This is a genomic window from Pseudonocardia parietis, assembly GCF_017876315.1.
Taxonomy (GTDB): Bacteria; Actinomycetota; Actinomycetes; order Mycobacteriales; family Pseudonocardiaceae; genus Pseudonocardia; species Pseudonocardia parietis.
Window position 1 is genome coordinate 2,146,978 of sequence record NZ_JAGINU010000001.1, and the last position, 25,078, is coordinate 2,172,055.

Consider the following 25,078-nt stretch of genomic DNA (forward strand, 5'->3'; position numbering starts at 1 on the left):
CTCCCATGTCGTTCAGATCGCTGTTCACCACGAGATCGCGCGCCGCGGCCGGGGCCGGAACGGACCGACCGGACGGGTCGGCAGACGTCGTCCTGGTCGAGTTCTCCCCGTCGGGCGGGTTGTTCCAGTTCGCCTACCAGCTCGGCGACGCGCTGGCCGAGCACGGCGACCGGGTCGTCCTTCTGACCGGGCCGTCCCCGGAGTTCCGGTCGCGACGCCCCGGCTTCGAGATCCGTCCGGTGCTGCCGACGTGGCACCCCACCGAGGACGCCGAGACCGACCGGATCCGTCGCCTCGGCCGCAGGGCGGTCCGGGCCGGTCGGCTGGCGACGGCCTGGCTGGTGGTGGCCCGTGAGCTGCGGCGCCGGCAGCCGGATCTCGTCCTGTGGTCGTACTGGCGGTTCGTCCTCGACGCCGCGGCCGTCGTGCTGATCCGCAGGCTCCTGCCCGCCTCGCGGCTCGGGATCGTCGCGCACGAGCCGTTGCCCAAGTCCGACTACCGCGATACCAGCACCCCGAAGTCCGGCCCGGTGCTGACGAGGGCGTTCGACGCCGCATGGCGGGGGATGGACGTGGTCTACGTCCTGGGCGAGAGCACCGGTGCGATCGTGCGCGCCCACTGGCGCCCGCGTGGCCCCGTGGTGGTGATCCCGCACGGCGACGAGGACCTGCTCCTGGCCGGCGCCGCGGTCCGCCCGGCCGAGGAGACGGGGCCGTGCGCGCTGTTCTTCGGCACCTGGACCACGTACAAGGGCATCGACGTGCTGCTGGACGCGTTCGCCCTGGTCCGGGAACGCGTTCCGCAGGCGACGCTGGTCGTGGCAGGCGCGGTCGGCGGGGATGTCGACGCCGACGCGCTCCGGACCCGCGCAGCCGGGATCGGCCGCGTCCGGCTGGTACCCGGATACCTTCCGGCCGCCGAGGTCCCGGCGCTGTTCGACGAGGCGCGCCTGGTCGTGCTGCCGTACGTGCGCGCGACCCAGAGCGGCGTCGCGCACCTCGCGTACTCCTGCTCGCGGCCCGTGGTGGCCACCGACGTCGGTGACGTCGGCCGGACCGTGCTCGACGGCAGGACCGGCCGGGTCGTGCCACCCGGTGACCCGGCGGGGCTGGCCGACGCCATGGTCGAGCTGCTGTCCGATCCCGGCCTGGCGGGCCGGTTCGGCGCCGCGGGCCGCCGGCGCGCGGACGACGAGCACTCGTGGGTCACGGTGGCGGATCGAGTCCGGGAGGGTGCGGGATTCGTCGGCGGGGCCGGAGACCGTGGTCACACGACCTCGTCGTAGACGCTGCGCAGGCGCGACATCCAGACCTCGGCGTCGTAGTGCTCCCGGAACCGCCTGCGTGCCGCCGCGCCCTGCTCGCGGCGCATCTGCGGGTCCGTGACGGCCCGGCGGATCGCCGCGGCGAGTGCGTCCGGATCGCGGGGGACCAGGGATCCGGTGTCCGGGGAGACGATGTCGGGGATCCCGCCCACCTCGGTGGCGACGATCGGGCGGCCCGCGCCGAGCGCCAGGATCAGCGTCGTCGGGAGGGCGTCCTCGAGGCTCGGGTGGACGACGAGGTCGGCCGCGTGGAGCAGTGCCGCGACGTCGTCGCGGTAGCCGAGCAGACGGACCCGGTCGCGCAGCCGCGGATCGGCCCGGACCCGGGCACCGAGCTCCTCGGACAGCGGGCCGTCCCCGGCCAGCGCGACGACGAGACCGAGGTCGCCGGGCAGTCGTTCGAGGGCGTCGAGCAGCAGGTGGTGGCCCTTCTCGGGCCGCATGAGCGAGGCGGTGACGGCCAGGGCCGCGCCGTCGGGGACCGCGAGCTCCCGGCGCAGCGCGGCCGGGTCGCGGTCGGTGGTCTGCGGGTCGGAAGCCCCGTTCGGCAGCACGATCAGCGACGGTGCCCGCCCTCCGGAGAACGACTCGTACCACTCGCGCTGGGCACCGGACAGCGCGATCGTCCGCTCGGCGACGGCGCGGCGGACCCGGAGGCCGAGACGGCGTTTGAGGCGTGCGACGGCGCCCTCCGCGATGAGCTCGATGACGTGCAACGTGGACACCGTGGGAACGCGGGCGAGGACGGCCGCGAGGCCACCGACGACGTCGGCATGTTTGAGGTGCGTGTGCACGACGTCGACCCGGGCCCGGCGTAGCAGCCGGGCCAGCCGCGGCACCGCGCGCGGGTCCCAGCGGCCCAGACCGAGCTCGACGACCTGGGCGCCGGCCGCCCGCAGCTCCGCGACGTGGCCGGAGGTCCGGTCCGCGGGCGACAGCGCCATCACGGTCATCGTGATCCCGGCGGCCGCAGCGTGCCGCGAGAACGTGACGAGCACGTCCTCGGCACCGCCCGGGCCCAGTGAGTGGATCACGTGGACGACGTGGAGCACGGATCGATCGGTCCGCCGATCCTCGACCGTTCTCACCAGGCTCTTTCCTTACGTTGCGTGACTCATCGATGGTGCGTCGACTCTCTCCTCTTCTCGTGTTCCGGGACGGAGTCGTTTCACCCGGGGTGATTCCGGAAGGTCTCGATCGATGTAACACCGGTTGCTCTGAGTCGATTACCTCGGTGACAACACCGTTCGAGCGGTATTCGGCAGAGCAACGGTGCTCCATTCGGAGTCTTGCCATGGACAGATGGCGAGGCTTGCCACGAGATTGGTCGAGGGCTCGAGTGACAACAGAGCGTGACAGTCGTACGTTCGCCGGCCTCCGCGCCGGGGAGCACACCGCGCCGCGGTCGGTGCCGATGCCGCGGGATGACGACACCGTCGTGCCGTTCCGTCCCGTGGACGCCGCGGACCTGCCGCCGATCGCTCCCGGGCCCTTCCCTGCGCGAGATCGCCGGGAGGCGTCGGCGCCCGGGGTCGCTCGGCCGACCACCGGTCGCGGGGACGAACCGCGGGCCGGCCGGTTCCGTGCGTGGATGCTCGTCCCACCGGTCGACCTGCTCCTCCTGTTGACACCGGTGCTGTGGAATCCCGAGCAGTGGAAGGCCGTCGTGAGTGGCGCGCTGCTCGCGGTGCTCCTGCTCACCGGTGGTGGCCGCTATCGGGCGCGGTTGCACCTGAGCGTGCTCGACGAGCTGCCCTACATCCTGGGCCGGATCCTGGCCGCCTCCGCGGTCGTCGGGACGATCATCGCGTTCCGGCACGACCTCGACGACGTGACCGTGTACCTGGTCAACGCGGCGGTCTCGTGGGCGCTGGTCGTAGCCGGCCGGTTCGTCACGACCGCGGTGATCCGAGCGGCGCGGAAGCGGGCGGCGGTGGCGCACCGGACCATCGTCGTCGGTGGGGGGCCGGTGGCTCAGGAACTGGTCGGGATCCTGGACCGCTATCCGGCGTACGGCCTCGCGGTGCTCGGGTTCGTCGACGACTCGGAGCGACCGCCCGCGGGCTCGCTGGTGTCGCACCTGGGCCGGGTCGACGACCTGGAGTTCGTCGTCCGCACCACCGAGGCCGACGTGCTGCTGGTGGCGGACGGCGCACTGGACGAGACGACGTTGCTCGACCGCGTCCGTCGGGACGCGTGCGTGGAGTGCGATCTGCTCGTCGTGCCGAGGCTGCACCACTTCCACAACCAGACCGGACTGACCGACCACATCGGTTCCATCCCGATCGTGCGCATCCGGAACCCCTCTCTGCGAGGGCCCGCGCGCCTGGCCAAGCGGGTGTTCGACGTCGTCGTCAGCGGGGGGTTCCTGATCCTGCTGACGCCGTTGCTCGCGGTCAGCGCACTCGCGGTCCGACTCGAGGGCGGTCCCGGCGTGATCTTCCGGCAGGAGCGCGTCGGTGAGGACGGCAAGATCTTCCAGTGCCTGAAGCTCCGCAGCATGCGGCCCGCGACACCGGGCGAGTCCGCCTCGCGCTGGAACGTCGCGAACGATCCCCGGGTCGGCCCGGTCGGTCGATTCCTCCGCCGTACGTCCATCGACGAGATCCCTCAACTGTGGAACATCGTCCGCGGTGACATGACCCTGGTCGGTCCCCGGCCGGAGCGTCCGCACTTCGTGGACCAGTTCTCCGCAGAGTTCCCCCGTTACCGGGAGCGGCACCGCGTACGCTCCGGTCTCACCGGGTTGGCCCAGGTGAGCGGCCTCCGCGGTGACACCTCGATCGCGGACCGGGCCCGATTCGACAACTACTACATCGAGAACTGGTCCCTGTGGCTCGACACCAAGATCCTTATCAGAACGATCACCGAGGTGGTACTCGCACGCGGTCGGTGAGATCGCGCGGGCCGTGGCGGCGGCGGGTGCTGATACCCGTCATCGGCTCCGTCCTGATCATTGTTGCGATGAGCGTCGCCGCCGGGGCCGTGATGTACGACTCGACGGGGGCGACCGCGATGGCGGGGACGACGGCGGATCGCCCGTTCTCGACGTCCAGCCCGTTCCGCACCCCCGTGGCCCCGGACGACGCGGTCGACCAGCGATCCGACGAGGTGGTCGGGCCGCTGGTGGAGAGCGGTGAGGTCGTCGCAGGCCTGTACGAGTACGGCATCCCGGTGTGGCGCGCGACCCCGGGCACGGCGCGGGTCCCGGTGCGGTGCGACCCACCGGGCGACTGGGGTGAGTGCCCCCTGGAGGGGGACGGCGTCCCCGTACCCGCCGAGGCGACCCCGCACTCGGGGTCGGACGGCGCGATGGTCGTCGTCGACGAGGCGGACGGCCTGGTCTACGAGTTCTGGCAGGCCGACCGCACCGACGACGGCTGGGTGACCAGCTGGGGTGCGGTGAACGAGCTGAACGGCTCGGGCTGGGGTGGCGCGAGCACCGGGGCCGGCGCGTCCCGGCTGGCGGGAGTCGTCCGGGTGGACGAGATCCGTGACGGCCGGATCGACCACGCCCTGGTGATGCAGGCGAACGAGGTGTGCCGGGAGGTCTTCCGCGCTCCGGCCCTCAAGACCGACGGTGTCTCGGACGACCCGAACTGCGTGCCGGAGGGCGCGCGGCTGCGGCTGGATCCGTCGATCGACCTCGACGCCGTGGAGATGACCCCCGGCGAGCGGACGGTGGCACGGGCACTGCAGACGTACGGCGCCTACGTCATCGACCGGACCGCCGTTCCGCTCAGCATCAGCTTCGAGCTGGCTCCGGACGCCACCGCCCACGACCCGGGGGAGGTGTACCGGTCAGCCGGGTTCGCCTGGGACTACTTCGGGATGCCGGGCATTCCGTGGGAGGGGCTGCAGCTGATGGAGGAGCCCCGCTGAGGGATTCGTTCCCAGTAGCCCGAAACGGCCGGCCCGCGGTGTGCGGACCGGCCGTCGGAGAGTTGCCGGCACGGGTCGTCAGGCCCAGGTCTTCCAGGGCGCCTCGCCCTTGGACCACAGGCCGTTGAGGAACTCGTAGTCCTTGAAGGTGTCCATCGCGCACCAGAAGTCCTCGTGCGGGTGGACGTTCAGCTGCCCGTCGCGGGCGAGGCGCTGCAGCGGCTGGTGCTCGAGCCAGACGTCGTCGTCACCGTCCTCGCCGAGGTAGTTGTCGAGGAACTCGCGCTTGAACGCGAAGAAGCCGCCCGAGACGAACCCGGACACCTGGGTGGGCTTCTCGTTGAACTCGACGACCCGGTTGCCGTCGACGTGCATCTCACCGAACTTCGACGTCGGGTGGACGCCGGTGACGGTGCCGATCTTGCCGGACTCCGCGTGCTCCTTGGCGAGCGCGGCGATGTCGACGGTCGCGACGCCGTCGCCGTAGGTCAGGAAGAAGTCCTCGGTGTCGACGTACGGCGCGATCTTGCGGATCCGCGAGCCGGTGGCGGCATCGAGACCGGTCTCGGCGAAGGTGATCTCCCAGTCCTCGTCGACGCCGTTCTGGAAGTCAATGCGGTGCCGGTCGTCCATCGAGAGGGTGAAGTCCGCCGAGCGGGCCCGGTAGTCGAGGAAGTACTCCTTGATCGCCCAGCTCTTGTAGCCCAGGCACAGGATGAAGCGACGGAACCCGTGCTGGCGGTAGATCTTCATGATGTGCCAGACGATCGGCCGTCCGCCGATCTCGACCATCGCCTTGGGGAGGCTCTCGCTGGCCTCCCGGATCCGGGTTCCCTTGCCTCCGCAGAGGATGACGACGGGGGTCTCGGGATTCATGCGGTCCTCTCAGCAGTGCACGGGGAGCGTGGCGGGGCAGCTACGTCACTAGTCGTTCAACCGCTCACCAATACCGGATCGTTAACCGTATCGGGGCGAGAATCGAGTCACACCGAAGCCTAGGGGACGCTCGTCGCACAAGATCGACCACAGTGGGTTACGCAGGTCGTGGCGAGGGTGCGAACCGATCGGAGCCTCTCGTCTCGACCGGAAGGTTCCGATCCGGAAGCGACGACCGCGGGCGCGGGCCCCGGGCGAGCTGCCCTGCCGTCGGGGAGCTGAGATGCGTCGCCCGGCGTCCGACTGCGGTGCCAAGCGACTCCCCGACTCGGAAGGGCACTCCCCGTACCGGCATGAGCGTGCCGGGGTCTGATGACATTCCGTGTCCGGTGGTCACCCCTTGCATCCAGCCTGCGTTGCGCCGGTCACGATGTGGAGGGTGGATGCAACCTTCCCTGCCTAATGGACGACGCTGAAGGTATGGACATCCACGCGACCCCGCTCCCCGGATCGGCGCTGATCGATCTCAAGCGCCTCGAGGACGACCGCGGGTTCTTCGCCCGCGCGTTCTGCGAGCAGGAGTTCACCGACGCCGGGCTCGACCCGACGATCACCCAGTGCAACCTCTCGTACAACCACGAGGCGGGCACCCTGCGCGGCTTCCACTACCAGCTGGAGCCCAACGCGGAGGTCAAGGTCATCCGCTGCGTCCGCGGCGCGATCTTCGACGTGATCGTCGACCTGCGGCCCGACTCGGACACCTACCTGCAGTGGTTCGGGGCCGAGCTGTCCCAGGACAACTACCAGGCCATGTACGTGCCGCGGAACTTCGCGCACGCCTACCTGACCCTCACCCCGGACGCGACGACGATCTACCAGGTCTCGACGCCGTACACCCCGGGGGCCGAGCGCGGCCTGCGCTGGAACGACCCGACCATCGGCGTCGAGTGGCCCGTCGAGATCGCGAAGATCTCCGACAAGGACGCCAACTGGCCGCTGCTGGCCGACAACCCGGACTTCGCCGACACCCTCACCGGAGCCCGCTCATGATCATTCTGGACACCGCGCTCGCCAAGCGAGCCGCCGAGAACCGCCCGATCCGCGTCGGCCTGGTCGGGGCCGGCTTCATGGGCCGGGGGCTGGTCAACCAGATCGTCAACTCGACGCCCGGGATGGACGTCGTCGCGATCGCCAACCGGACCGTGTCGACCGCGGTACGGGCCTACACCGAGGCCGGGCTCGAGCCGGCCGAGGTCTCGACGACGGCCGAGGTCGAGGCCGCGATCGCCAAGGGCACCCCGGCGGTGCTGGGCGACGCGTTCGCGCTGCTCGCCGCCGAGAACATCGACGTGCTCGTCGATGTCACCGGAGCGGTCGAGTTCGGCGCGCACGTCACCGTCGCCGCGATCGAGCGGGGCCTGCCGGTCGTCACCATGAACGCCGAGCTGGACGGCACCGTCGGTCCGCTGCTCGCGCACCGCGCGCGGGCCGCCGGCGTCGTACTCACCGGGGCCGACGGCGACCAGCCGGGTGTCCAGGGGAACCTGCTGCGGTTCGTGAAGGGCCTCGGCATCACGCCGCTGGTCGCGGGCAACATCAAGGGACTGCAGGACGAGTACCGCACCCCGACCACGCAGCAGGCGTTCGCCGAGAAGTGGGGGCAGGACCCCTACATGGTCACCAGCTTCGCCGACGGCACCAAGGTGTCGTTCGAGCAGGCGATCGTGGCCAACGCGCACGGCTTCACCGTCGGTGAGCGCGGCATGTACGGCCGCGACCACGCCGGCCACGTCGACGAGCTGACCAAGGTCTACGACGTCGACGAGCTGCGCTCGCTGGGCGGCGTGGTCGACTACGTCGTCGGTGCGAAGCCGGGCCCGGGCGTCTACGTGCTGGGTACGCACGACGACCCGAAGCAGCAGCACTACCTCAACCTGTACAAGCTGGGCGAGGGCCCGCTGTACAGCTTCTACACGCCCTACCACCTGTGCCACTTCGAGGTCCCGAACACCATCGTGCGGGCCGTCGACTTCGCCGACGCCGCGCTCGCCCCGACCGGCGGGCAGCGGGTCGACGTCGTCGCCACGGCCAAGCAGGACCTGAAGGCCGGGCACACGCTGGACGGCCTCGGTGGTTACGACACCTACGGGGTCGCGGAGGCGAGCCCGGTGACGCGGTCGGAGAAGCTGCTGCCGATGGGCGTGGCCGAGGGTGGCGTGCTGACCCGGGACGTCGCCAAGGACGAGGTGCTCACCTACGACGACGTGACGCTGCCGCCCGGGCGGCTGATCGACTCGTTGCGGGAGGAGCAGGAGAAGCTGTTCGGGTAGACGACTGCGACACGCACTCGTCCTGATACGTGGGAGCATGATCGGGCCCTGAAGGAGGCTGCCCGTTGCGGTGCTCCCCGTACCTGCACCCGAGGGGTGGCGGCTTCACAGCCGCTCCGCTCCGCAGTTCCCGAGCCGGTTGCGAGTGTCGAACACCCGCGACGCGAACCCGCCGATCAGTTCCCAGTCCAGGGCGTCGTGATCGGTGAGAACGACGACGAGGTCGGCGGCGGCGAGCTCATCGGGCGTGGTGTCCACGAGCGTGACCCCGGGGGGGACCTGCTGCGGCTCGATGAACGGGTCCACCGCCCGCAGCACCGCACCCTGGTCGGCAAGGTGGCGGGCGACCGAGATCGCCGGGGACTGTCGGGCATCGCCCGAGTTCGGCTTGTAGGCCAGCCCGAGCAGCAGGATCCGGCTTCCGTTCACCGCCTTGCGCTCACGGTTCAGCCGGGCGGCGATCCGGTGGACGACGTGGTCGGGCATGTGGTCGTTGACATCGTTCGCGATCTCGACGAATCGGAACGGTCGGCCGAGGGCCCGGCGCACCTGCCAGGACAGGTAGGACGGATCGATCGGGAGGCAGTGCCCGCCCACGCCCGGCCCCGGCCGGAACGGCATGAAGCCGAACGGCTTGGTCGCCGCAGCCTCGATCACCGACCACACATCGACTCCGAGCTCGTGCCCGTGCACCGCGAGCTCGTTCACCAGCGCGATGTTGACGTGCCGGAAGGTGTTCTCCAGCAGCTTGGCGAGCTCGGCCTCCCGAGGTCCTGGAACCTCCACGACCCGGTCCACGAGAGTCCGGTAGAACGCGGCGACGGCGTCGAGCGACGGTGGATCAATCCCACTGACGACCTTCGGGGTGGTACGGAACGTCCAGCGGCGGTTGCCGGGGTCGATGCGTTCCGGGCTGTAGCCGACGTGGAAGTCGCGGCCCGCGGCCCAGGGGCCGGCCGACTCCAGCAGCGGGACGAACTCGTCCTCCGTGGTGCCCGGGTAGGTCGTCGACTCCAGCACGACAGTGCATCCGGGCCGGACGTGCCGGGCGAGTGTGAGTGCCGCGTCCCGGACGCAGCCGAGATCGGGTGCGCCGTCCCGCAGCGGCGTCGGCACCGACACCACCGCGACGTCGAAACCCTCGAGCGCGGACTCGTCGTCGGTCGGGTGGAAGCGGGCAGTGTCCAGCGCGGTCCTGAGGTCCTGGTCGGACACGTCGTCGACGAAGCTGGTGGCTCGTGTCAGCCGGTCGATCCGGGACTTGTCCACGTCGAACCCCACGACGTCGTACCCGGCCTCGACCGCTCGGATCGTCACGGGCAAGCCGACATAGCCCTGACCGAGGACGGCGAGTCTGCGAGGTGGCGCGATCACGTCCATGTGCGTGCTCCTGGTACTCGGACGGCGGTGCCCGGCCGGGCGACTGTCGTGGGCCGTGCCCAGCAGGTGGTACGGGCTGGGGCGATGGGAGGAGTGGTGGAGCCGGCACCGAGGCACAGGCGTGGCCCGCGGACATCGGCGCGGCCCTGAGCCTGCTGGCTCGCTCGAGCCCGTGGGGCGAGACGTGCGACAGCGGTCATCGTGATCAGCCCTCAGCAGAAGTACCGGTAGAGCAGCGCGCCGGCCTGGTCGGTGACGCAGTCGGGTACCTCCGGTCCGGTGAGCAGCCGCGTCAGGTCGCCGAGGAGCCCGTCGACCGGGCCATGCGGCGGGACGGTGCCGTGCGGGCGCAGCGTTCGGATGTGCTGCTCCCGCGTCGCCCACCCGCGCTTGAACCGAACGAGGCCAGGCTGGTCGAGGTCGGACAGTCCCCAGTCCATGGCGGATAGTCCCTGGTCGGCAGCCCAGCGCAGGCAGGCCCAGTGCAGAGCCTCGTTCGGCCGTAAAGGCAGGTGCTCGGAGGCGGAGGCTCCGAACTTGTAGTAGACGGTGTCCTGCCACACCAGGTAGATCGCCCCGGCGATCGGAGGACCGCCGATGTCCACGAGACCGACCCGGATCCCGCCGTGTGGCGCGAAGGCCTTCCACACCTGCTCGAAGAACTCCAGCGGCTGAGCCAGCAACCGGTACTTCGTCTTGCGCAGGCGCAGGTGCAGGCGGTGATACTCGGCCACCGCAGACAGGTCGTCGCGGAGCACGACACGCAGCCCGTTCCGCTGGGCGGTGGCCAGGTTGCGCCGCACCTGCGGACGTAGCAGCCGGTGCAGGTCCTCGGGCGGCGCCAGCGGCGTGACGTGCCAGGCCGCCTCGCCCACCACTGCGAACCGCTCGTCGCGGGCAGCGATCGAAGTGTCCAGGCAACGCAGCGTGAACGGGGGGCCGGAACCGCCGCACACCCCTGCCGACACCGCTGCCCACGCGTCGTCGGCGTCCGGGCCGGGGCGGATCACCGGATCGCCCCGGTCGCTGAACGGCAGGCCGAGCCGCCGACGCCCACGCACATCGTCGACGTCGACCCAGGCAAGCCCGGCCGCCGGGGCCCCATGCCGGTCACGGGCAAGCCGCGCCTCCGGGGCGAACCCGTAGTGGTCGCACACCGCGGACAGCCATGGCGGCGCGGTGAACAGGTCACCGTGCGCGGCCAGCTCCTGCCAACCCGGGTCCGTACGGGGATCGACCTGTTCCACGCGCACGGTCACGACGCCAGCTCGAAAGCCGGTGGGATGCCCGGACGATGTACACCGCGGTCCAGGGTGGCCATCAGCTGGGCGGCGGTGATCTCCTCGGGCTCGAGGACGGTCGCAACACCGCGCTGTGCGAGCTCGGCGGCCAGCTGGGTCTGGTGGTCGTCCCCGGCCTCGCCGTCACGGGACCGACGCACCGCCAGGATGGGATGCCGACCCGCGGCGAGCGCGCCCAGCACAGAGCCTGCCCCCGCGTGAGTGATCACAAGATGCGCCGACCGCAGCGCTGTGGCCAGCTCCAGGGCGGGCAGGAACGGCACGGAGGCGATCGCCGGATCGTCCACGGGAGTGCAGCCGGTCTGCCACAGGACCTGCACCGTGCGCCCGGTATGCCGGGCCAGCTCCCCGCCGGGCGACAGGATCGGGACCAGCGCACGGACGAGCCGGGTGAACGGGAACTCGGCCGCGGTGCCGACGCTGACCACAACCCGTAGCACCGGGCCGGTCGGCCGGTCCGCGTGGGAGGGCGTGACCGCGCGATAGCTGTCGAAGACACTGCCCGCGAACCGCCAGCGCGGATCGCACCACTGGGTGTGCTGGGTATACCGGTGGATCATCGGAACGTGGCTCAGGATCCGCCCGGTGAGTGAGGGCCCGGCAACCCGGGCGACGCTCTCCACGTAGTGGCACTCGACACCGCGGGAGGCCAGGTAGGGCAGGTACCCCAGCGCGATGCCAGACCCGGTGGACACCGCCCGGGTCACGCCGTACCGGCGCCATATGCGGTGCGCCGTAGGGACGCACCTGAGGACGTCAGGCGCATTGCGGACGCGGACATAGGGCACGAACTCGACCTCCCGGTCCGCCAGCAGCGAACGGCTCTGCTCGTTCGCGTGGGTGACCCACAGCCGGCGGCCGGTCTCGGGGATCCGCGCGGCGAGGTCGTCCAGCTGCTCGAGGTGTCCTCCGGTGGTGGCCAGGAACAAGGTGGTCATCGCGCGCCATCCCCGTGGAGCACGGGCGGGACGACCTCGCTCCCGCCCGGGGCGAGGACGGTCATGACGCCGCCATCGATACGCGCGTCGCACCGTCGAGAGCGGGGGTGACCTCGGCGGGGAGCCCGGTGGTCATCGATCGGTCTGCGGCCGTGAGGACACGGACGACGTCGAGGCCGCGCCGTCCGGGGGTACGGCACTCGGCATCCCCGCGGATGCAGTCGACGAAATGCTCGTCCTGGACGAGCAGGGGTTCTTCGAACGGCACGTAGGGTGAGGTGATGTCCCCGGTTCGGTAGGTCATCGGCAACCCGTGCGCGCCGCTCCCGTCATCGACCGTAGCCGGGTCGACCCCGATGTCGTAGATCCGGATTCGTTCGTTGTCGGAGATGTCGTCGTACACAGCCATCCGGCGCTCACCGATGACCGTCACGGTCCGGACCTTCCGCGGGCTCAACCAGCTGACGTGCACGAACGCGTGCGTTCGCGATCGCGGGAAATCCAGCCTCAGGTGGGCGACGTCGCTGTGCCGGATCCCGACGTTGCGCTTCGCCCAGACCGACGTCGTCGCCGGCATCTCGTCGAGCAGAAACGACACGATCGAGATGTCGTGCGGGGCGAGATCCCAGACCACGTCCACATCGACCTGATAACGCCCCAGGCTCAGCCGCTGGGCGTCGATGTAGAGGATGCGTCCCAACGCTCCGGACCGGACGATCTCGCGGAGCTTCCAGACGGCCGGGTTGTACTCGAACGTATGCCCGGTCATCAGCTGGACGCCCGACCTGTCCGCGAGATCGACCAGCGCCTCGGCGTCGACCACCGTGGTGGTGAGAGGCTTTTCGACCAGCACGTGCCGGCCGGCGAGCAGCGCCGCCGATGCGACCGCGACGTGGCTGCCGGCGGGGGTGGCTACGACCACCCCATCGACGTCGTCGATCGCCTCGTCGAGAGACCTGCAGAGGCGGGCTGCCGGGTAGTGGGCTCCGGCCTCCGAAAGCCTCTTCTCGTCCGCCTCGACGACCGTGACGTCGACGTCGCGTAGCGAGCTGAGGACTCGAACATGTTTCGAACCCCAATACCCGTAGCCGACTACAGCGATACGGGAACAGGCACGTGTGACAGTCATGTGGTCTCCTCCGCGAGCGGTGCCGACGAACGGAAGCCCAGTGCGGCGAATGGGGCGTCAGGGGGTTGCGGAGTGACCCTCGATATCAGCGCGACTCGCGTTACGTGACCACAGCACCGCCGCCGGGGCGATCACAGGGAGTGTCGGCGGGAACGCGTTCTGAATGTGAAACCGACGTACCTTATCTCTATTCCCATAGTTCAGGCGTAGGCCATTTCGTCCAACCTGTTACGCCGCCCGGGTCTGCGGACGGGCGGTTCTGGAGGCGTCCGAAGAGCTGAACCGCACCCCACGCCCAGCGCTTTGTCGATACGTCCACCCACTGCACCCAGCCCGCCGGCTGATCGTCTCTGGCTCGGATCAGTTCTGCATCGTCTGCGACAGCTGACCTCATGAAGGACCCTGACCTCGGTCTCCAGCTCGAAGATTCGGACCCGGGTCGCGAGGAGCAGGACCTCAGGACGAGGACGACTGGATCTTGAGTCGATTGACGCCGGACGCCGTTGTGAGCCCCTGTTCGACAGGCACAGATGTGAGGAGACGCAGGATCCGACGATCTTGTAGAGAAGATTGCATGTCGTGCCGAAACCCTATGCCGGGCGCCGGGCTCCATCTGCACCCCTGGAAAGGGTGACGGGCTTGCTCGACCGGCCGTCGAGTCCCGGGCTCCGGAGCTGGTCGACTCGGCGGCGTTCACGAGACGCAGTGCGTTTCGGTTGTATCGGCTCAGGTTCCGCTCCTCTTCGCTCGGAACACGGTTGGTCCGAATGCCGGAGGAGGTGTAACGACCGAGTTCCCCTCGAGCGAATGCTCCTGCACAGCTGGTACGAGCGTTTGACAAGGGGTTGCGATGTCCATCCACGCCGACTGTGTCCGGGTGGCGGTGATCGGGTACGGCTATGGGGGATCACGAAACGTCCGCGTGCCGGACAGGCTGTCCCACGTGACGGTGACGGGCGCTGACGGAGCTGCCGACGAGCTCGTCCGGGCTGTGCGCGAGCCGGCAGGCGGGGCAGGAATTCGGAGACTGCGGGAGATCGTCCACTCAGGAACGCAGGGTCGCATCCTCCACATTGATGCCCGGTGGCCGCGTCCCGGTGTCCGCATGACGCCGGGTGAGCGAGGTCGAGATGCGATGCGGGTCCGCACCGCGAGCGACACGGCCTGCCCGACCGGAACTCCGGCGTCGGTCCAGTTCGCTGTCAGGCACCCGGTGCTGCTGCTCGAACGGCAGGTGGCCGCGTGACGACCCTCGATGTCGACCAGAGTCCGATCCCGCTACTGGACCTCGCTGAGATCAACCGGACTGTGTCTGCCGAGCTCGACCTCGCGTGGCGCGGAGTCCGTGGGCATGGTCACTTCGTCGGCGGCGCCGAGGTCGAGCGGTTCGAGAGCGCGTTCGCCGAGTTCTGTGAGGTTGCGGGTGCTGTCGGTGTCGCGAACGGAACCGATGCGCTCGAACTCGTCCTGGCCGGGCTCGACATCGGGCCAGGAGACGAGGTCGTGCTCCCGGGCAACACGTTCATCGCAACAGCCGAGGCGGTGTGCGCGGTTGGAGCTGTCCCGGTCTTCGTCGATGTCCTGGAGGACACCCTGCTCATCGATCCGGATGCGGTGGCAGCCGCGGTGACCTCTCGGACCGCAGCCGTGATAGCAGTCCACCTCTACGGCCAGATGGCCGACATGGACCGGCTACTCGCCGTTGCCGGACGATACGGCCTCGCCCTGGTCGAGGATGCGGCGCAGGCACACGGTGCCCGGTGGAGCGGACGTCGCGCCGGAAGCTCGGGGCACGGAGCGGGGTTCAGTTTCTATCCGGGGAAGAACCTGGGAGCGCTCGGCGACGGTGGGGCCGTGACGTCGAACGACCGTGAGCTGCTGGGGCGGATCCGCCGCATCGCCGACCACGGCCGATCGTCGACCGACCGGCACCGGCACGACATCCGCGGACGGAACAGTCGACTCGACACCCTTCAGGCGGCGGTGCTTTCGGTCAAGCTCCCGCACCTCGAGTCCCAGAACGCCCGTCGGCGGACCGTGATGGCCGAGTACCGCGCGACACTTCCGACGCATGTCGTCCCGGTGGCGGACGACCCACGGTCGGAGACCGTGCACCATCTCGCCGTCGTCCGGGTCCGGGACCGGGATAGCACCGTCAAGGCGCTGGACCGGTCGGCGATCGGCTGGGGGATCCACTACCCCGTCCCGTGCCACCGGCAACCCGCCTTCGCGGAGTTCAGGACGGCTGCGCTCCCGATCACCGAGGCCGCAGCCGGTCGAATCCTGTCGCTGCCGATGTCTCCGACGATGACGATCGATCAGGTCCGTCGCGTGGCGAGCGCGCTGGCGCGAGGTGCACGATGAGTACGAATGGCGCGAGCCCCCCGGACAGCGGCAGCCGTGCAGTCGCGACACCGAAGCAGGGCGCGCGACCCACAGCACCGGATACCTCGCACGAACCTCATCGTGCCGACCGGACGGCGTGGCCGCGATCGGTGCCGCAGGTGCCCCCGATGCGACCGGACGCCGTCGCCGCACGCGATGAACCGGACGGAACGGGGTGGGAGGCTCTCTACGAGAAGCTCGAGGAGCTGCCACCCCCGCAGTCGATGCCCCTGCGGGAAGTCCGTCGCCTGGCGCTGGTCGCGTTGACGGTCATCCTCGTCTGTGTCGGACTCGCCGGAGGCGTCTGGCTTCTCGTGCCGACCGAGTACACCGGGCGGACCGAGTTGCTCTACCCGGTGGCGGTCGAGCAGCCCACCGGGTTTCTGCGCGAGGACCGGAATCTGACGACCCAGCTCCTGCTGATCGGTAGCCGGGCCGTCGTCGGGCCGATCGCCGGTGCGCACGGGGTCCCGGTCGAGGATCTCCAGCGGCGGGTCACGGTCGAGGTGGTCGACTCGTCCGAGATCATCCGAGTAGACGTCCGCGCGGCGGACCGCGCCGAGGCGGTGCAGCTCGCCAGCGAGATCACGAACAGGTACATGGAGATCTCCGCCGGTACCCGGAACGCCCCGGCACGGGAGTACGTCAGCGCCGAGCTCGACCGGACCCGCGAGGCTCTCAAGAAGAGTTCGGCGCCCAACCTGCGCGAACGCGAGCGCGCGCTCGTCGCGCAGCTGGACAGCCTGACGACCGCAGACCTGGCCCGCCCCGTTCCTACCGTGCTCGTTCCACCGTTCTCGGTACCCGAACCGGCGGGTCCGGGTGTGGAGGTGGCCCTCGTGACCGGCGCATTGCTCGGGGTGCTCGTTGCGGGACCGATCGTCCTCCTGCGCGTTCGTCGGCGCCGGCGATGACGTTGGCCGACGGCCCGGTGGTCGGGCCTCGACCGCGAGCGCACGAGGATCGTTTCGACCGAGGCACGGGGATCCGGCTGGTGGCGGTCGTCCTGGCGGCCGCGGTCGCCGGATGGCTCGGCGCGATGCTGCAGCCACCGGTCACGGTGATCCGCGCAGTCGTCGTGGTCGCGCTCGTCGACGATGACGCGAGCGCCGAGCGCGCGCTCGCGTCACAGATCCGGATGCTGACCGACCGCTCGGTGCTGGTGCCGGTCGCCGACCGGATCGGCGTGCTGCCCGCGTCGCTCGCCGATGCGGTCCACGCCGAGGCGGACCTGGAGACCGGCTTGATCACGCTTGACGTCCGTGATTCGGACGCAGCGCGCGGGACCTACGTCGCCGAGCAGGTCGTCGACGAGTATCTGCGGACCGCGTACGTCTCGGATGTCCCCGCGGACGGGCTCGTCCGGACACGGTTGCTGCTCCCGCCGCACCCGGTCCCGGACACTCGGCTCAGCCCGCTCGCCGGGACGGCGATCGGCGCCGGGATCGGTGCGCTCGCGGCCGGCGTTGTGGCATTCACCGGTCGGAGGAGGCGAGGCCGGTGGGAATGATGGACAACCGCGCCGAACCGTCGACGAGGTCGGCCGCGCGGGACGCCGCCACGGTCGCCGGCTGGACCCTGATGAGCCGGATGACCGGGCTCCTGCGCGTTGTCGTCGCCGGGGCGGTCATGGGACCGACGTTCTTCGGCAACACCTTCCAGATCGCCTATGTCCTGCCGGGTCTCGTCTACTCCACGATCGCGGGTCCGGTCCTCGGCATGGTGCTGGTCCCGGCCGTTGTCTCGGCCGTCGAGCGGTCCGGGCACGCGCACGCCCGTGCCGTCTCGGCGGGTGTCGCTTTCCGGGTGCTGGTACTCGCGGCCGGCGCCTCGATCGCACTGCTTGCGCTGGCCCCGATGATCGCGTGGTTGGTCACGCTGGGCTACCCGGCAGCGCTCGTCGATCTCGGCGAGGCGAGGCGGCTGGCGATCCTGCTGTTCTTGTTCGTCGTGCCGCAGATCATCCTCTACTCGGTGGCCGCGCTCGGTGTTGCGGCCCAGCAGGCACATGGACGGTTCGCGATCTCGGCCGGGGCGCCCGCCGTCGAGAACCTCGGCCTGGTCGCGACCGTGTCGGTCGCGGGATTCGTGTGGGGTACAGGATTGGAGATCGGCCAGGTCCCGAACTCCATGATCGTCTGGCTCGGCCTCGGGAGCACGCTCTCCGTGGCGTTGCACGCGCTGCTGCAGTGCATTGGCGCGGCACGGTGCGGAATGCTGGTCCGGCCCTCGCTTCGCGCAGCCAGATCACCGGACGCGGCCGACCCGGTTCAGCGGCTCCTCCGTTCCGTCGGTGTGGCCGCATGGCCCAGCCTGTCGATGTTCGTGGTTCTGACATGCGCCGGAACCGTGGCCGGCGGCGTGATCATCGCTCAGATGGCCTACGCGGTGTACAACGCAGCCGCGTACCTCACCGGCCGGGCGGTGTCGATCGCGGCTCTGCCCCGCCTGGCCCGTGCCGCGGCCGGCAACGGGGTGGATCTGGCCACGCGTTGGCGCCAGTGCACCGGATTCGCACTGCTGACCAGTGTTCCGGTGCTGGTCGCACTGAGTGTGCTGGCCATGCCGGTGGCGGACGTGCTGGCCCGGGGCCGGCTCGCCGAGCCCGGAGTCATCCGGGACCTCGCCGCGGTGCTGGTCGTCGTCGCGATCGCCCAACTGATCGGAGGCGTGCACGATCTCGGCCGACAGGCGCTGTTTGTGACGAGGAACGAGATCCGAGCGAGGCGCGGGAGCGAAGTCGCCTCCGTGGCAACGCTTGCGACTGCCGCGCTCGCCCTGCTCGTCCCGGTCGAGGGGCACCGGATCGTCGTGCTGCTCCTGGCCATTCCGATCGGCGAGCTGTCTGGGGCGCTCGTCGTGCTCGCAGCGGTGCGGGCGACCGTCGGTTCGGCCCGGCTCCTCGACGGAACGGCCGCGGTGGCGTCGGTGGTCGGGTCGGTCGCGATGTTGCCCGTCCTACTGGCCGGCCTCCTGTGGTACACGACTGCGCTCCCGGGCACCGCGTCGACGGTCGGCATCGTCGTGATCGTGTCGGCGGCTGCGGTCACCGCGTATGCGCTCGCGGTTCACCGTCGAATCCCGCAGGTGGGGAGGGAAGGATGACCGGGGTCGATCTCGCGGATGCGAGGAACGGTCCGCGGATGCTCCTCCGAAATCGGAACGTCGTGTGGTGGGCAGCCGGCGTGATCGCCTCGGCGACCGCCTTCGCCGCGACCTGGCTCGATTCCCAGACCGTGATGATCGTAGGTGGTGCCGGGGGCGTCCTGTTGCTGTTCCTGGCCTGCGTGTGGAAGCCGGTGATCGGTACCTATACCTATCTCGCGACCCTTCCGATCATCGCCGGCATCGACCGGGGCAACCTGCTCGCGCTGGTGCGACCGAACGAGGCGCTCCTCGCGCTGGTGCTTCTCGGTGCGTTGGTCGGTGCCTACCTCCGGCTGTGCCGCGGGGATGCATGGCCGCTCCGGTCGCACCCGACCGATCTCCCGCTCGCGGCCTTCCTGTTGCTCTCGACCGTCTGGCCGATCGCGTCGCTCATGCTCCGCGGACACGTACCCACCGGCGGTGAGCTCGCCGCGGTTCTCCCGATATGCAAGCTCGTGGCGCTCTACCTACTGGTCCGGTGCAGCGTCGTCCGCGACGAGCAGGTCGTCCGCTGCGTTCGCCTGATCATCTGGCCGGCCACGGTCATCGCGCTGATCGCGATTCTGCAGACCCTCGAGTTCGGTCCGGTCCTCCGCGCGCTCGAGTCGACATGGAGCCCGGACGCGAATGCCGGAGCACTCGAGACCCGAGGCTCGACGACGCTCGCGTCGCCGATCGCGACCGGCGACGTCATCATCATCGCGTCTGTCCTGACAGTGGCCTGTGGAGTGCGCCGGGTGCTCCCTCGGCGTGAGCTCATCGTTGCAGGAGCGGTGCTCAGCTGCGGCATCCTGGCTGCCGGACAGTTCTCCACCTGGATCTCCGCCGCTGTTGCCGTCGTGCTCCTGCTCTGGTCGGTGCCCGACCTGCGTCGCTGGGCGTGGCGGCTCCTGCCGCTCGCGCCGATCCCGCTCCTGATCGGCGCGCCCGCGCTGATGGGACGGCTTGCGGACTTCGGCGAGACCGGGGTTCCGGTGAGCTGGCAAGGACGCTGGGACAACCTGTCCAACGCCTACATTCCCGCGTTCGAGCCGGTGAACTGGCTGATCGGTGTCACCCCGGACCCGGTGCTCGTGGCACCGGAGACGTGGCGCGACGTCATCTACCTCGAAGCCGGCTACCTCGCCTTCCTGTGGATCGGAGGCATCCCGGTCCTGGCCGGCTTCGTCTGGCTTTCCGCCGCCGTGCTCCGCTCGGTGCGACCGCTGATCGATCAATCGAACCCGGCCGGCGCCGTCGCGATGACGTTGCGCATCAGCTGGATCTTCCTGCTCGTTCTGACCGTCCTCGATCCCCACCTGACCCTCCGGGGCACCGGGGACCTGCTCTTCACACTCCTTGCCCTGACCACCGGGAGGTTCGATGTTCGACGAAGCCCCTGAACTCCGCCGCCCGGCGCGCTGGGCACTCGCAGTGAGCCGTGTCGCCGACGTGACCCTTGCCTGCGTGATCGTGATGATCATCGCTCCGTTCCTGCTGCTGGTCGCACTCGCCATCCGTCTCGACTCGCGAGGGCCCGTGCTGTACCGCCAGTGCAGGATCGGGCGGGATCAGGGTCCGTTCACGATGTTCAAGTTCCGTTCGATGACAGTCGGGGGAGACGATCGGGCGCACCGGGAGTTGATCGCTCGTGAGCTGGCCGGCGAGGATACGTCGCGGGGTGGCAGCTGCAAGATCGACAACGACCCCCGGGTGACCCGGGTGGGCCGGTTCATCCGGCGGACCAGCATCGACGAGCTGCCCCAGCTGCTCAACGTGATAGCGGGGAGCATGGCCCTGGTCGGCCCCCGGCCCTGCCTGGGCTGGGAGGCCGCGCAGTTCCCGGCGAGGTACCTCCGCCGGTTCGACGTCCGCCCGGGTATCACCGGCCTCTGGCAGGTCAGTGGACGCAGCACGATGGGCACGAAGGAGATGCTCGAACTCGACGTCCGGTACGTCGACGGCTGGAGCTTGGTAGGGAACCTCCGGATCCTCCTCCGGACGATCCCTACCGTGCTCCGCAGTGACGGCGCCCGCTGAATGCTTCGGACGAGGCGAGCGCCTGAACTGCCGTCCGGGCCGTTACGCACGCGCGTAACGCCGTGGTCCGGGGCGGCGAGCCCGACTTCGAGATCTGGTGGCGCGATGAGGAGGTTCGAGGGCGGATGATCCAGGTGGAGGAGACGAATCCGTGGCGGGCACTCACATCACCCAGGGTCCTCATGTACCACTTCTTCGGTGAGCCGCTGTCCGGTCGTGATCCCGAGCACCTGTTCGTCACTGGTGAGAACTTCCGAACCCAGCTCGGGTCACTTCTCCGCTCCGGGTGGCGGCCTGTCGACCTGGACGCCTACCTCGGGTGGTGGTCCGGCAGGGTCCGACTCCCCCGCAAGAGCTTCCTGCTCACGATCGACGACGCTCACCGGTCGGCCGTTGACCTGGCCGCTCCGATTCTCGCGAGCTTCGGGATCCCCTCGGTGCTGTTCGTACCCGCCGGTCTGATCGGGAGCACCGTGCGCTGGTCGGAGGACTATGCGCGGGAACAGATCGCGACCGCCGACCAGCTGCGCCGACTGCCCGCCACCGGGATGGAGCTCGGCGTGCACGGGTTCGACCACACTCGCATGGTGTCGCTCGGGCCTTCCGACCTACGGCTCCACACAGCGGATGCCCGCCTCGATCTCGAGCGCCTGACCGGGGTACGGGCGCGGGCGTTCGCCTACCCGTACGGAACCCACGATCCCTTGACTCGACGAGCGGTGGCGGAGGCGGGATACGCGGTGTCGTTCGCGGTCGCCCGCGAACACGGAAGCCATGCCCGATGGCGCATCTGTGTCGATGGGAACGACTCGCGGGCATCCTTCCGTTTCAAGCTGACGCCGGCGTACGCCGTCGCCTCGCTGCTCGGAGGCCGTGCGTGGCGGGTGCGGCACCTGGTCCGTGATCAGGTCGAGACCATGTGCCGGGCGACCAGTGCTGGGATGGGTCGGGACCGTGGGCGGTGAGCCCGCTCCTCGGGTACGGCGCAGGACTACGACGGTTGTCCTCGGCCTGCTGGCCGCGGCGGCCATCGGCGTGGCGGTGGTACAGGTGGCCGGGTCGCCCGGAGCTCCGGTGGAGCCGGCGCCCCAGGTGTCGGCCGATGCCCTCGTACCTGGAACGGTACTGCCGACGGGAGCCGAGTGCGCCGCCTCGATCGGAGGAACACGGGAGGTGCGGCCCGAGAACTCCGAGCAGAATGCTCAGACGGGTGGAGGGGTCCGGGTGCCGGACTGGACGCCCCACGGCTATGCACCCGAGTTCAATCGGGAGATCGTTGCGCGGATCGACGGCGACTATGCCGGGAGCACCGGCCAGATCTTGCAATGGGGGGCCTGCAAGTGGGGGCTTCCGCCCGACCTCGTCCGGGCCATGGCGGACGCGGAGAGCGACTGGCGGCAGGCAACGACCGGGGATGTCTCCTCCGATGCGGAGGACTGCGTCCCGGGAGACGACCCGCCGTGCGCGACCAGCTTCGGGATCATGCAGGTGAAGCACCTCTATCGACCGGGTTCGTACCCACTGGCCGCAGAGAGCACCGCGTTCAACGTCGACTACGCGCTGGGCGCGGTACGAGGATGCTACGAAGGCTGGGTGACCTACCTCGGCCCCGAGGCCAAGGGTGACCTGTGGGGATGCGTCGGATGGCACTTCTCCGGCGAGTTGCGGGATCCAGATGCGCTCGGATATATCGGCCGGGTCGGGCGAGCACTCGACGGGGCTGCCTGGACGCACTGGTGACGTGACGTGACGTGACGTGACCGCGGGAGCGGATCAGATCGCCGTGTGGCGCAGGTGGTTGCGGACGGTACCAAGCATGCGTCGCCCGCGCTCGGATCGGCGCCCGAGATCGTATGCTGCGCGCAGGGCCGGGGAGCGGAACCACTCGACGGCCTGTGGGTAGGTGTGCAGGCGGCCTCCGAACCGGATCTTGAACTGGTCGGGCCCGGGGAGACCCTCGGTGCTCATCGGGGGACCGGCCGCAAGCCTCCTCGCCGATTCCGCGCCGATGCCCCCGAAGTCGAACCACCTGTACCCCGCGTGGCGGGCCCATCGGATGGCGTCCCACTGCACCGCGCCGGACACGTTGAGGTGCTCCCACTCCGTCGAGCGGTCTGTTCCGACGAGGCGGGAGCGCACGACACCGGCGCAGCCGGTCAGCACCTCGCATACGACCGGCTCACCGGCCACCTCGCCGAGCAGGATCTGGACCTCGCCGCGCGAGGCGAAGATGCGGTGCATCGTGCGCAGATAGGATTCCGGGAACGATTCGAAACCGTGGAACCGTGCTGTCTCGCCCAGCAGCCGGGCGACTGTGGACAGGTCATCGTCGGTCGCGGATCGGACGGTGACACCGCGACGCTCCCACTGGCCGGTCCACCGTCGTAGACGCTTGCTGAAACCGGCCCGGATCTCATCCTCCGGGCGGTCGAGGGCGAGCCGCAACGTCCTCGCCGGCGCGATGCCGGCCTCCGAGGGGCGAAAGCCGCGCCGGAGCAACTCGTCGCTGACGTCGTCCCGGCCGTCGGGTGGCTGGATCAGCAGTACCGCGAAGTCGCTCCTGGCCAGGTCGACCAGTCGATCGCAAACGCTCTGGAGTGCTGCTCCGCGATCCGCCTGAGCTTCATCCAGCAAGGGGCCGTTGGAGATGTAGCCGACCGTGCCGACCAGCGGGACGCGGCGGACGAGCACCTGCGCTCCGCCGACCATTCTGTCGCCGGATCTGAGTAAGAGATATCGTGCGTCGAAGCCGGCTGCAGAGCGCAACTCGGCCCAACCCGACTTCTGCACCGTGTCACCGCCGTCGAGCCGGCCGACCAGATCATCCCACTCGGTGAGTTCGTCACCGTTCGGTGAGCGCAGTTCAATGATCGACTTCGGCGAACCCGTTTCTGAGGTCACGTGAAGGCCTCGGAAAGACCGGAGCGCCTGTTACTCAGGGTGTCGTGCGCGGACGGCTCGATCCCGGTGACGAGCACGCCGCGCAGCCGTTCCCGAAGTGTGCGCTCGGAGGCCGGGTCGGCTGCGGGCAGCCGGGTGGTGCGGAAGACGCCAGGGACCCGGCTGGCGGGGTGGCCGACTACGTGGTCGGGACCAAGCCGAGGCCGGTGTCTAACTGCCACCGTCACGCACGACCTGAAGGCCGCGTACACCCTCGATGGACTCACTCAGGTTTACGACACCTATGGCGTGGCCGAGAGTGCGGTGCTGCCCCGGGATGTCGAGAAGGACGAGGCGCTCACTGACGGCGACGTGACGTGCCGCCGGGGCGGTTGATCGATGCGCTGCGGGAGCCAGGAATGGCCTTCGGCTGACGGAGATCGCTCGGAACGTAACGTCCGGGCCGGAACCGGATATCCTCGCCGGTATGGCCGAGACCATCAGTCAGCATCAGCTGCGCGACGATGACGGCGAAATTCTGCGCCGGGTCGAGGCCGGGGAGAGCTTCGTCGTGACCCGGGACGGTCGGCCGGTCGCCGAGCTCCGGCCGCAGGGCAGGCGTCGTCCCACAACACTGCGCGAGGCACGGGACCGCTTCCGTCAACTCCCCCCGCTGGATGTCGAGCAGTGGTATCAGGATCGAGCACAGGACGATGAGCTGTTCGGAACGGACGTCATCGACCTGAGCACTTAGCCCGTCCCCGACGTCACGATCACGGTGGTACCGAGGACCGTCGTCACTGCCGCCGCCATCGCGGCGTCGTACTGCGCCTTCACGACGGGGTTGTCCTTGAGCCCCTTCGCGATCGCCGCAGCGCGCTTGGTCCCCGCCTTCCGCTGCTCGGAGTCCACGCCGGACAGCGCCGCCTTCACCTGCGACGTCGCGTTCAACAGCGTGACCAGCAGGGCGTCGTGCGCGGACGGCTCGATCCCGGTGACGAGCACACCGCGCAGCCGTTCCCGCAGTGCGCGCTCGGGGGCCGGGTCGGTCGCGGGCAGCCGGGTGGTGCGGAAGATGCCGAGGACCTTGCCCTCCTCCCGGGTGAGGACACCGTCGTCGATCAGCCGCTCGGCGACGAGCTCGGCGGGCTTCGTGTGCTTCCAGGGCAGCATGCTCGTCCAGTGCGAGACGTTGCGCGGCTTGGTGTCCGCGGTGATCGTCTCCCAGACCTGCCGCAGCGCGGGGTGATCCGGTGGCTGCTCCGCGGGATGCACCTTTTTCTTCTCGTCGACGGTGACCGCGCCCCGCTCGATGAGGTCGCAGATCAGCGCACCGTGCAGCGTGGTCGGCTGGAACCAGCCGTCGGTCTTGCCGGTCTCGTCGTGCAGCCCGATGAGCAGCAGTTCCTCGCTGAGCAGCAGATCTCGCATACCGGAAGAACCTAGCCGGGTGCCGGCCTGCGCACCTCCTACCGGCGAACGAGAT

General features: G+C 69.7%; 23 protein-coding genes. 14 read left to right on the forward strand and 9 right to left on the reverse strand.

Annotated elements, in window-relative coordinates; translation table 11 throughout:
- The first annotated feature begins 5 nt into the window (after window positions 1-5).
- Entirely contained in the window at window positions 6-1,286 is a 1,281-nt protein-coding gene (locus tag JOF36_RS10135) for a glycosyltransferase family 4 protein (RefSeq protein ID WP_210026384.1), read from the forward strand.
- On the opposite strand, the gene JOF36_RS10140 is transcribed toward JOF36_RS10135, so the two are convergent.
- On the reverse strand, window positions 1,268-2,413 hold the full coding sequence (locus JOF36_RS10140) for a glycosyltransferase (RefSeq protein WP_210026386.1): 1,146 nt from the start codon (window positions 2,411-2,413) through the stop codon (window positions 1,268-1,270). The two genes, JOF36_RS10135 and JOF36_RS10140, sit on opposite strands and share 19 nt — an antisense overlap.
- A 503-nt stretch (window positions 2,414-2,916) precedes the next feature.
- On the opposite strand from JOF36_RS10140, the gene JOF36_RS10145 reads away from it, so the two are divergent.
- Both JOF36_RS10145 and JOF36_RS10150 read left to right on the forward strand, forming a co-directional pair.
- Window positions 2,917-4,221, forward strand: a complete 1,305-nt coding sequence (locus JOF36_RS10145; protein WP_245350768.1) for a sugar transferase — start codon at window positions 2,917-2,919, stop codon at window positions 4,219-4,221.
- Window positions 4,222-4,289: 68 nt separating this feature from the next.
- A complete protein-coding gene (locus JOF36_RS10150) occupies window positions 4,290-5,207 on the forward strand; it encodes a hypothetical protein (protein WP_210026388.1) in 918 nt (305 codons plus the stop codon).
- 78 nt (window positions 5,208-5,285) lie between these two features.
- On the opposite strand, the gene JOF36_RS10155 is transcribed toward JOF36_RS10150, so the two are convergent.
- Window positions 5,286-6,083, reverse strand: a complete 798-nt coding sequence (locus JOF36_RS10155; protein ID WP_210026389.1) for a glucose-1-phosphate cytidylyltransferase — start codon at window positions 6,081-6,083, stop codon at window positions 5,286-5,288.
- Window positions 6,084-6,563: 480 nt separating this feature from the next.
- Between JOF36_RS10155 and rfbC the strand changes: the two genes are divergently transcribed.
- Together rfbC and JOF36_RS10165 are read left to right on the forward strand one after the other, a co-directional pair.
- Window positions 6,564-7,133, forward strand: coding sequence for a dTDP-4-dehydrorhamnose 3,5-epimerase (rfbC, locus tag JOF36_RS10160; RefSeq protein WP_210026390.1), 570 nt, complete (start codon window positions 6,564-6,566; stop codon window positions 7,131-7,133).
- On the forward strand, window positions 7,130-8,413 hold the full coding sequence (locus JOF36_RS10165) for an NAD(P)H-dependent oxidoreductase (protein ID WP_210026391.1): 1,284 nt from the start codon (window positions 7,130-7,132) through the stop codon (window positions 8,411-8,413). Before rfbC ends, JOF36_RS10165 begins: the two co-directional genes overlap by 4 nt.
- A gap of 105 nt (window positions 8,414-8,518) precedes the next feature.
- Here JOF36_RS10165 and JOF36_RS10170 read toward each other — a convergent pair whose 3' ends face one another.
- The 4 genes from JOF36_RS10170 to JOF36_RS10185 all read right to left on the reverse strand — a co-directional run bounded on the left by JOF36_RS10170 (window position 8,519) and on the right by JOF36_RS10185 (window position 13,161).
- Window positions 8,519-9,793, reverse strand: coding sequence for a nucleotide sugar dehydrogenase (locus JOF36_RS10170; protein WP_210026392.1), 1,275 nt, complete (start codon window positions 9,791-9,793; stop codon window positions 8,519-8,521).
- 212 nt (window positions 9,794-10,005) lie between these two features.
- Window positions 10,006-11,052 (reverse strand): GNAT family N-acetyltransferase, encoded by a 1,047-nt coding sequence (locus tag JOF36_RS40820; protein ID WP_210026393.1) that lies wholly within the window; start codon window positions 11,050-11,052, stop codon window positions 10,006-10,008.
- Window positions 11,049-12,032: a glycosyltransferase gene (locus tag JOF36_RS10180; protein WP_245350769.1), complete on the reverse strand. Its 984-nt coding sequence runs from the start codon at window positions 12,030-12,032 to the stop codon at window positions 11,049-11,051. The genes JOF36_RS40820 and JOF36_RS10180 overlap by 4 nt, the downstream gene beginning before the upstream one ends.
- Before the next feature lie 61 nt (window positions 12,033-12,093).
- A complete protein-coding gene (locus tag JOF36_RS10185; RefSeq protein WP_210026394.1) occupies window positions 12,094-13,161 on the reverse strand; it encodes a Gfo/Idh/MocA family protein in 1,068 nt (355 codons plus the stop codon).
- Between the two features lie 1,242 nt (window positions 13,162-14,403).
- Between JOF36_RS10185 and JOF36_RS10190 the strand changes: the two genes are divergently transcribed.
- The 8 genes from JOF36_RS10190 to JOF36_RS10225 all read left to right on the forward strand — a co-directional run bounded on the left by JOF36_RS10190 (window position 14,404) and on the right by JOF36_RS10225 (window position 22,452).
- Window positions 14,404-15,525 carry a DegT/DnrJ/EryC1/StrS family aminotransferase gene (locus tag JOF36_RS10190; RefSeq protein ID WP_210026396.1) on the forward strand — a complete coding sequence of 374 codons (1,122 nt, stop codon included), beginning with the start codon at window positions 14,404-14,406 and terminating at the stop codon, window positions 15,523-15,525.
- 149 nt (window positions 15,526-15,674) lie between these two features.
- A complete protein-coding gene (locus JOF36_RS10195; protein ID WP_210026398.1) occupies window positions 15,675-16,460 on the forward strand; it encodes a GumC domain-containing protein in 786 nt (261 codons plus the stop codon).
- An 80-nt stretch (window positions 16,461-16,540) separates the two neighbouring features.
- A complete protein-coding gene (locus JOF36_RS10200) occupies window positions 16,541-17,056 on the forward strand; it encodes a hypothetical protein (RefSeq protein ID WP_210026401.1) in 516 nt (171 codons plus the stop codon).
- On the forward strand, window positions 17,053-18,651 hold the full coding sequence (locus JOF36_RS10205; RefSeq protein ID WP_245351710.1) for a lipid II flippase MurJ: 1,599 nt from the start codon (window positions 17,053-17,055) through the stop codon (window positions 18,649-18,651). The genes JOF36_RS10200 and JOF36_RS10205 overlap by 4 nt, the downstream gene beginning before the upstream one ends.
- A complete protein-coding gene (locus JOF36_RS10210; RefSeq protein WP_210026404.1) occupies window positions 18,648-20,075 on the forward strand; it encodes a hypothetical protein in 1,428 nt (475 codons plus the stop codon). Before JOF36_RS10205 ends, JOF36_RS10210 begins: the two co-directional genes overlap by 4 nt.
- Complete coding sequence (locus JOF36_RS10215; RefSeq protein ID WP_245350771.1) at window positions 20,056-20,712, forward strand: sugar transferase; 657 nt, start codon at window positions 20,056-20,058, stop codon at window positions 20,710-20,712. The genes JOF36_RS10210 and JOF36_RS10215 overlap by 20 nt, the downstream gene beginning before the upstream one ends.
- Window positions 20,713-20,837: 125 nt before the next feature.
- Window positions 20,838-21,677 (forward strand): polysaccharide deacetylase family protein, encoded by an 840-nt coding sequence (locus JOF36_RS10220; RefSeq protein ID WP_210026406.1) that lies wholly within the window; start codon window positions 20,838-20,840, stop codon window positions 21,675-21,677.
- A 259-nt stretch (window positions 21,678-21,936) separates the two neighbouring features.
- Complete coding sequence (locus tag JOF36_RS10225) at window positions 21,937-22,452, forward strand: hypothetical protein (protein WP_210026407.1); 516 nt, start codon at window positions 21,937-21,939, stop codon at window positions 22,450-22,452.
- A gap of 33 nt (window positions 22,453-22,485) precedes the next feature.
- On the opposite strand, the gene JOF36_RS10230 is transcribed toward JOF36_RS10225, so the two are convergent.
- On the reverse strand, window positions 22,486-23,613 hold the full coding sequence (locus JOF36_RS10230; protein ID WP_307862300.1) for a lipid II:glycine glycyltransferase FemX: 1,128 nt from the start codon (window positions 23,611-23,613) through the stop codon (window positions 22,486-22,488).
- The gene (locus tag JOF36_RS41355) at window positions 23,610-23,879 is read right to left on the reverse strand and encodes a GPP34 family phosphoprotein (RefSeq protein WP_372447374.1); all 270 of its coding nucleotides are present in this window, start codon (window positions 23,877-23,879) and stop codon (window positions 23,610-23,612) included. Before JOF36_RS41355 ends, JOF36_RS10230 begins: the two co-directional genes overlap by 4 nt.
- A gap of 200 nt (window positions 23,880-24,079) precedes the next feature.
- Between JOF36_RS41355 and JOF36_RS10235 the strand changes: the two genes are divergently transcribed.
- On the forward strand, window positions 24,080-24,346 hold the full coding sequence (locus JOF36_RS10235; RefSeq protein WP_210026408.1) for a type II toxin-antitoxin system Phd/YefM family antitoxin: 267 nt from the start codon (window positions 24,080-24,082) through the stop codon (window positions 24,344-24,346).
- Here JOF36_RS10235 and JOF36_RS10240 read toward each other — a convergent pair.
- Window positions 24,343-25,023 (reverse strand): GOLPH3/VPS74 family protein, encoded by a 681-nt coding sequence (locus JOF36_RS10240; protein ID WP_210026409.1) that lies wholly within the window; start codon window positions 25,021-25,023, stop codon window positions 24,343-24,345. The genes JOF36_RS10235 and JOF36_RS10240 overlap by 4 nt on opposite strands.
- Window positions 25,024-25,078 lie beyond the last annotated feature (55 nt).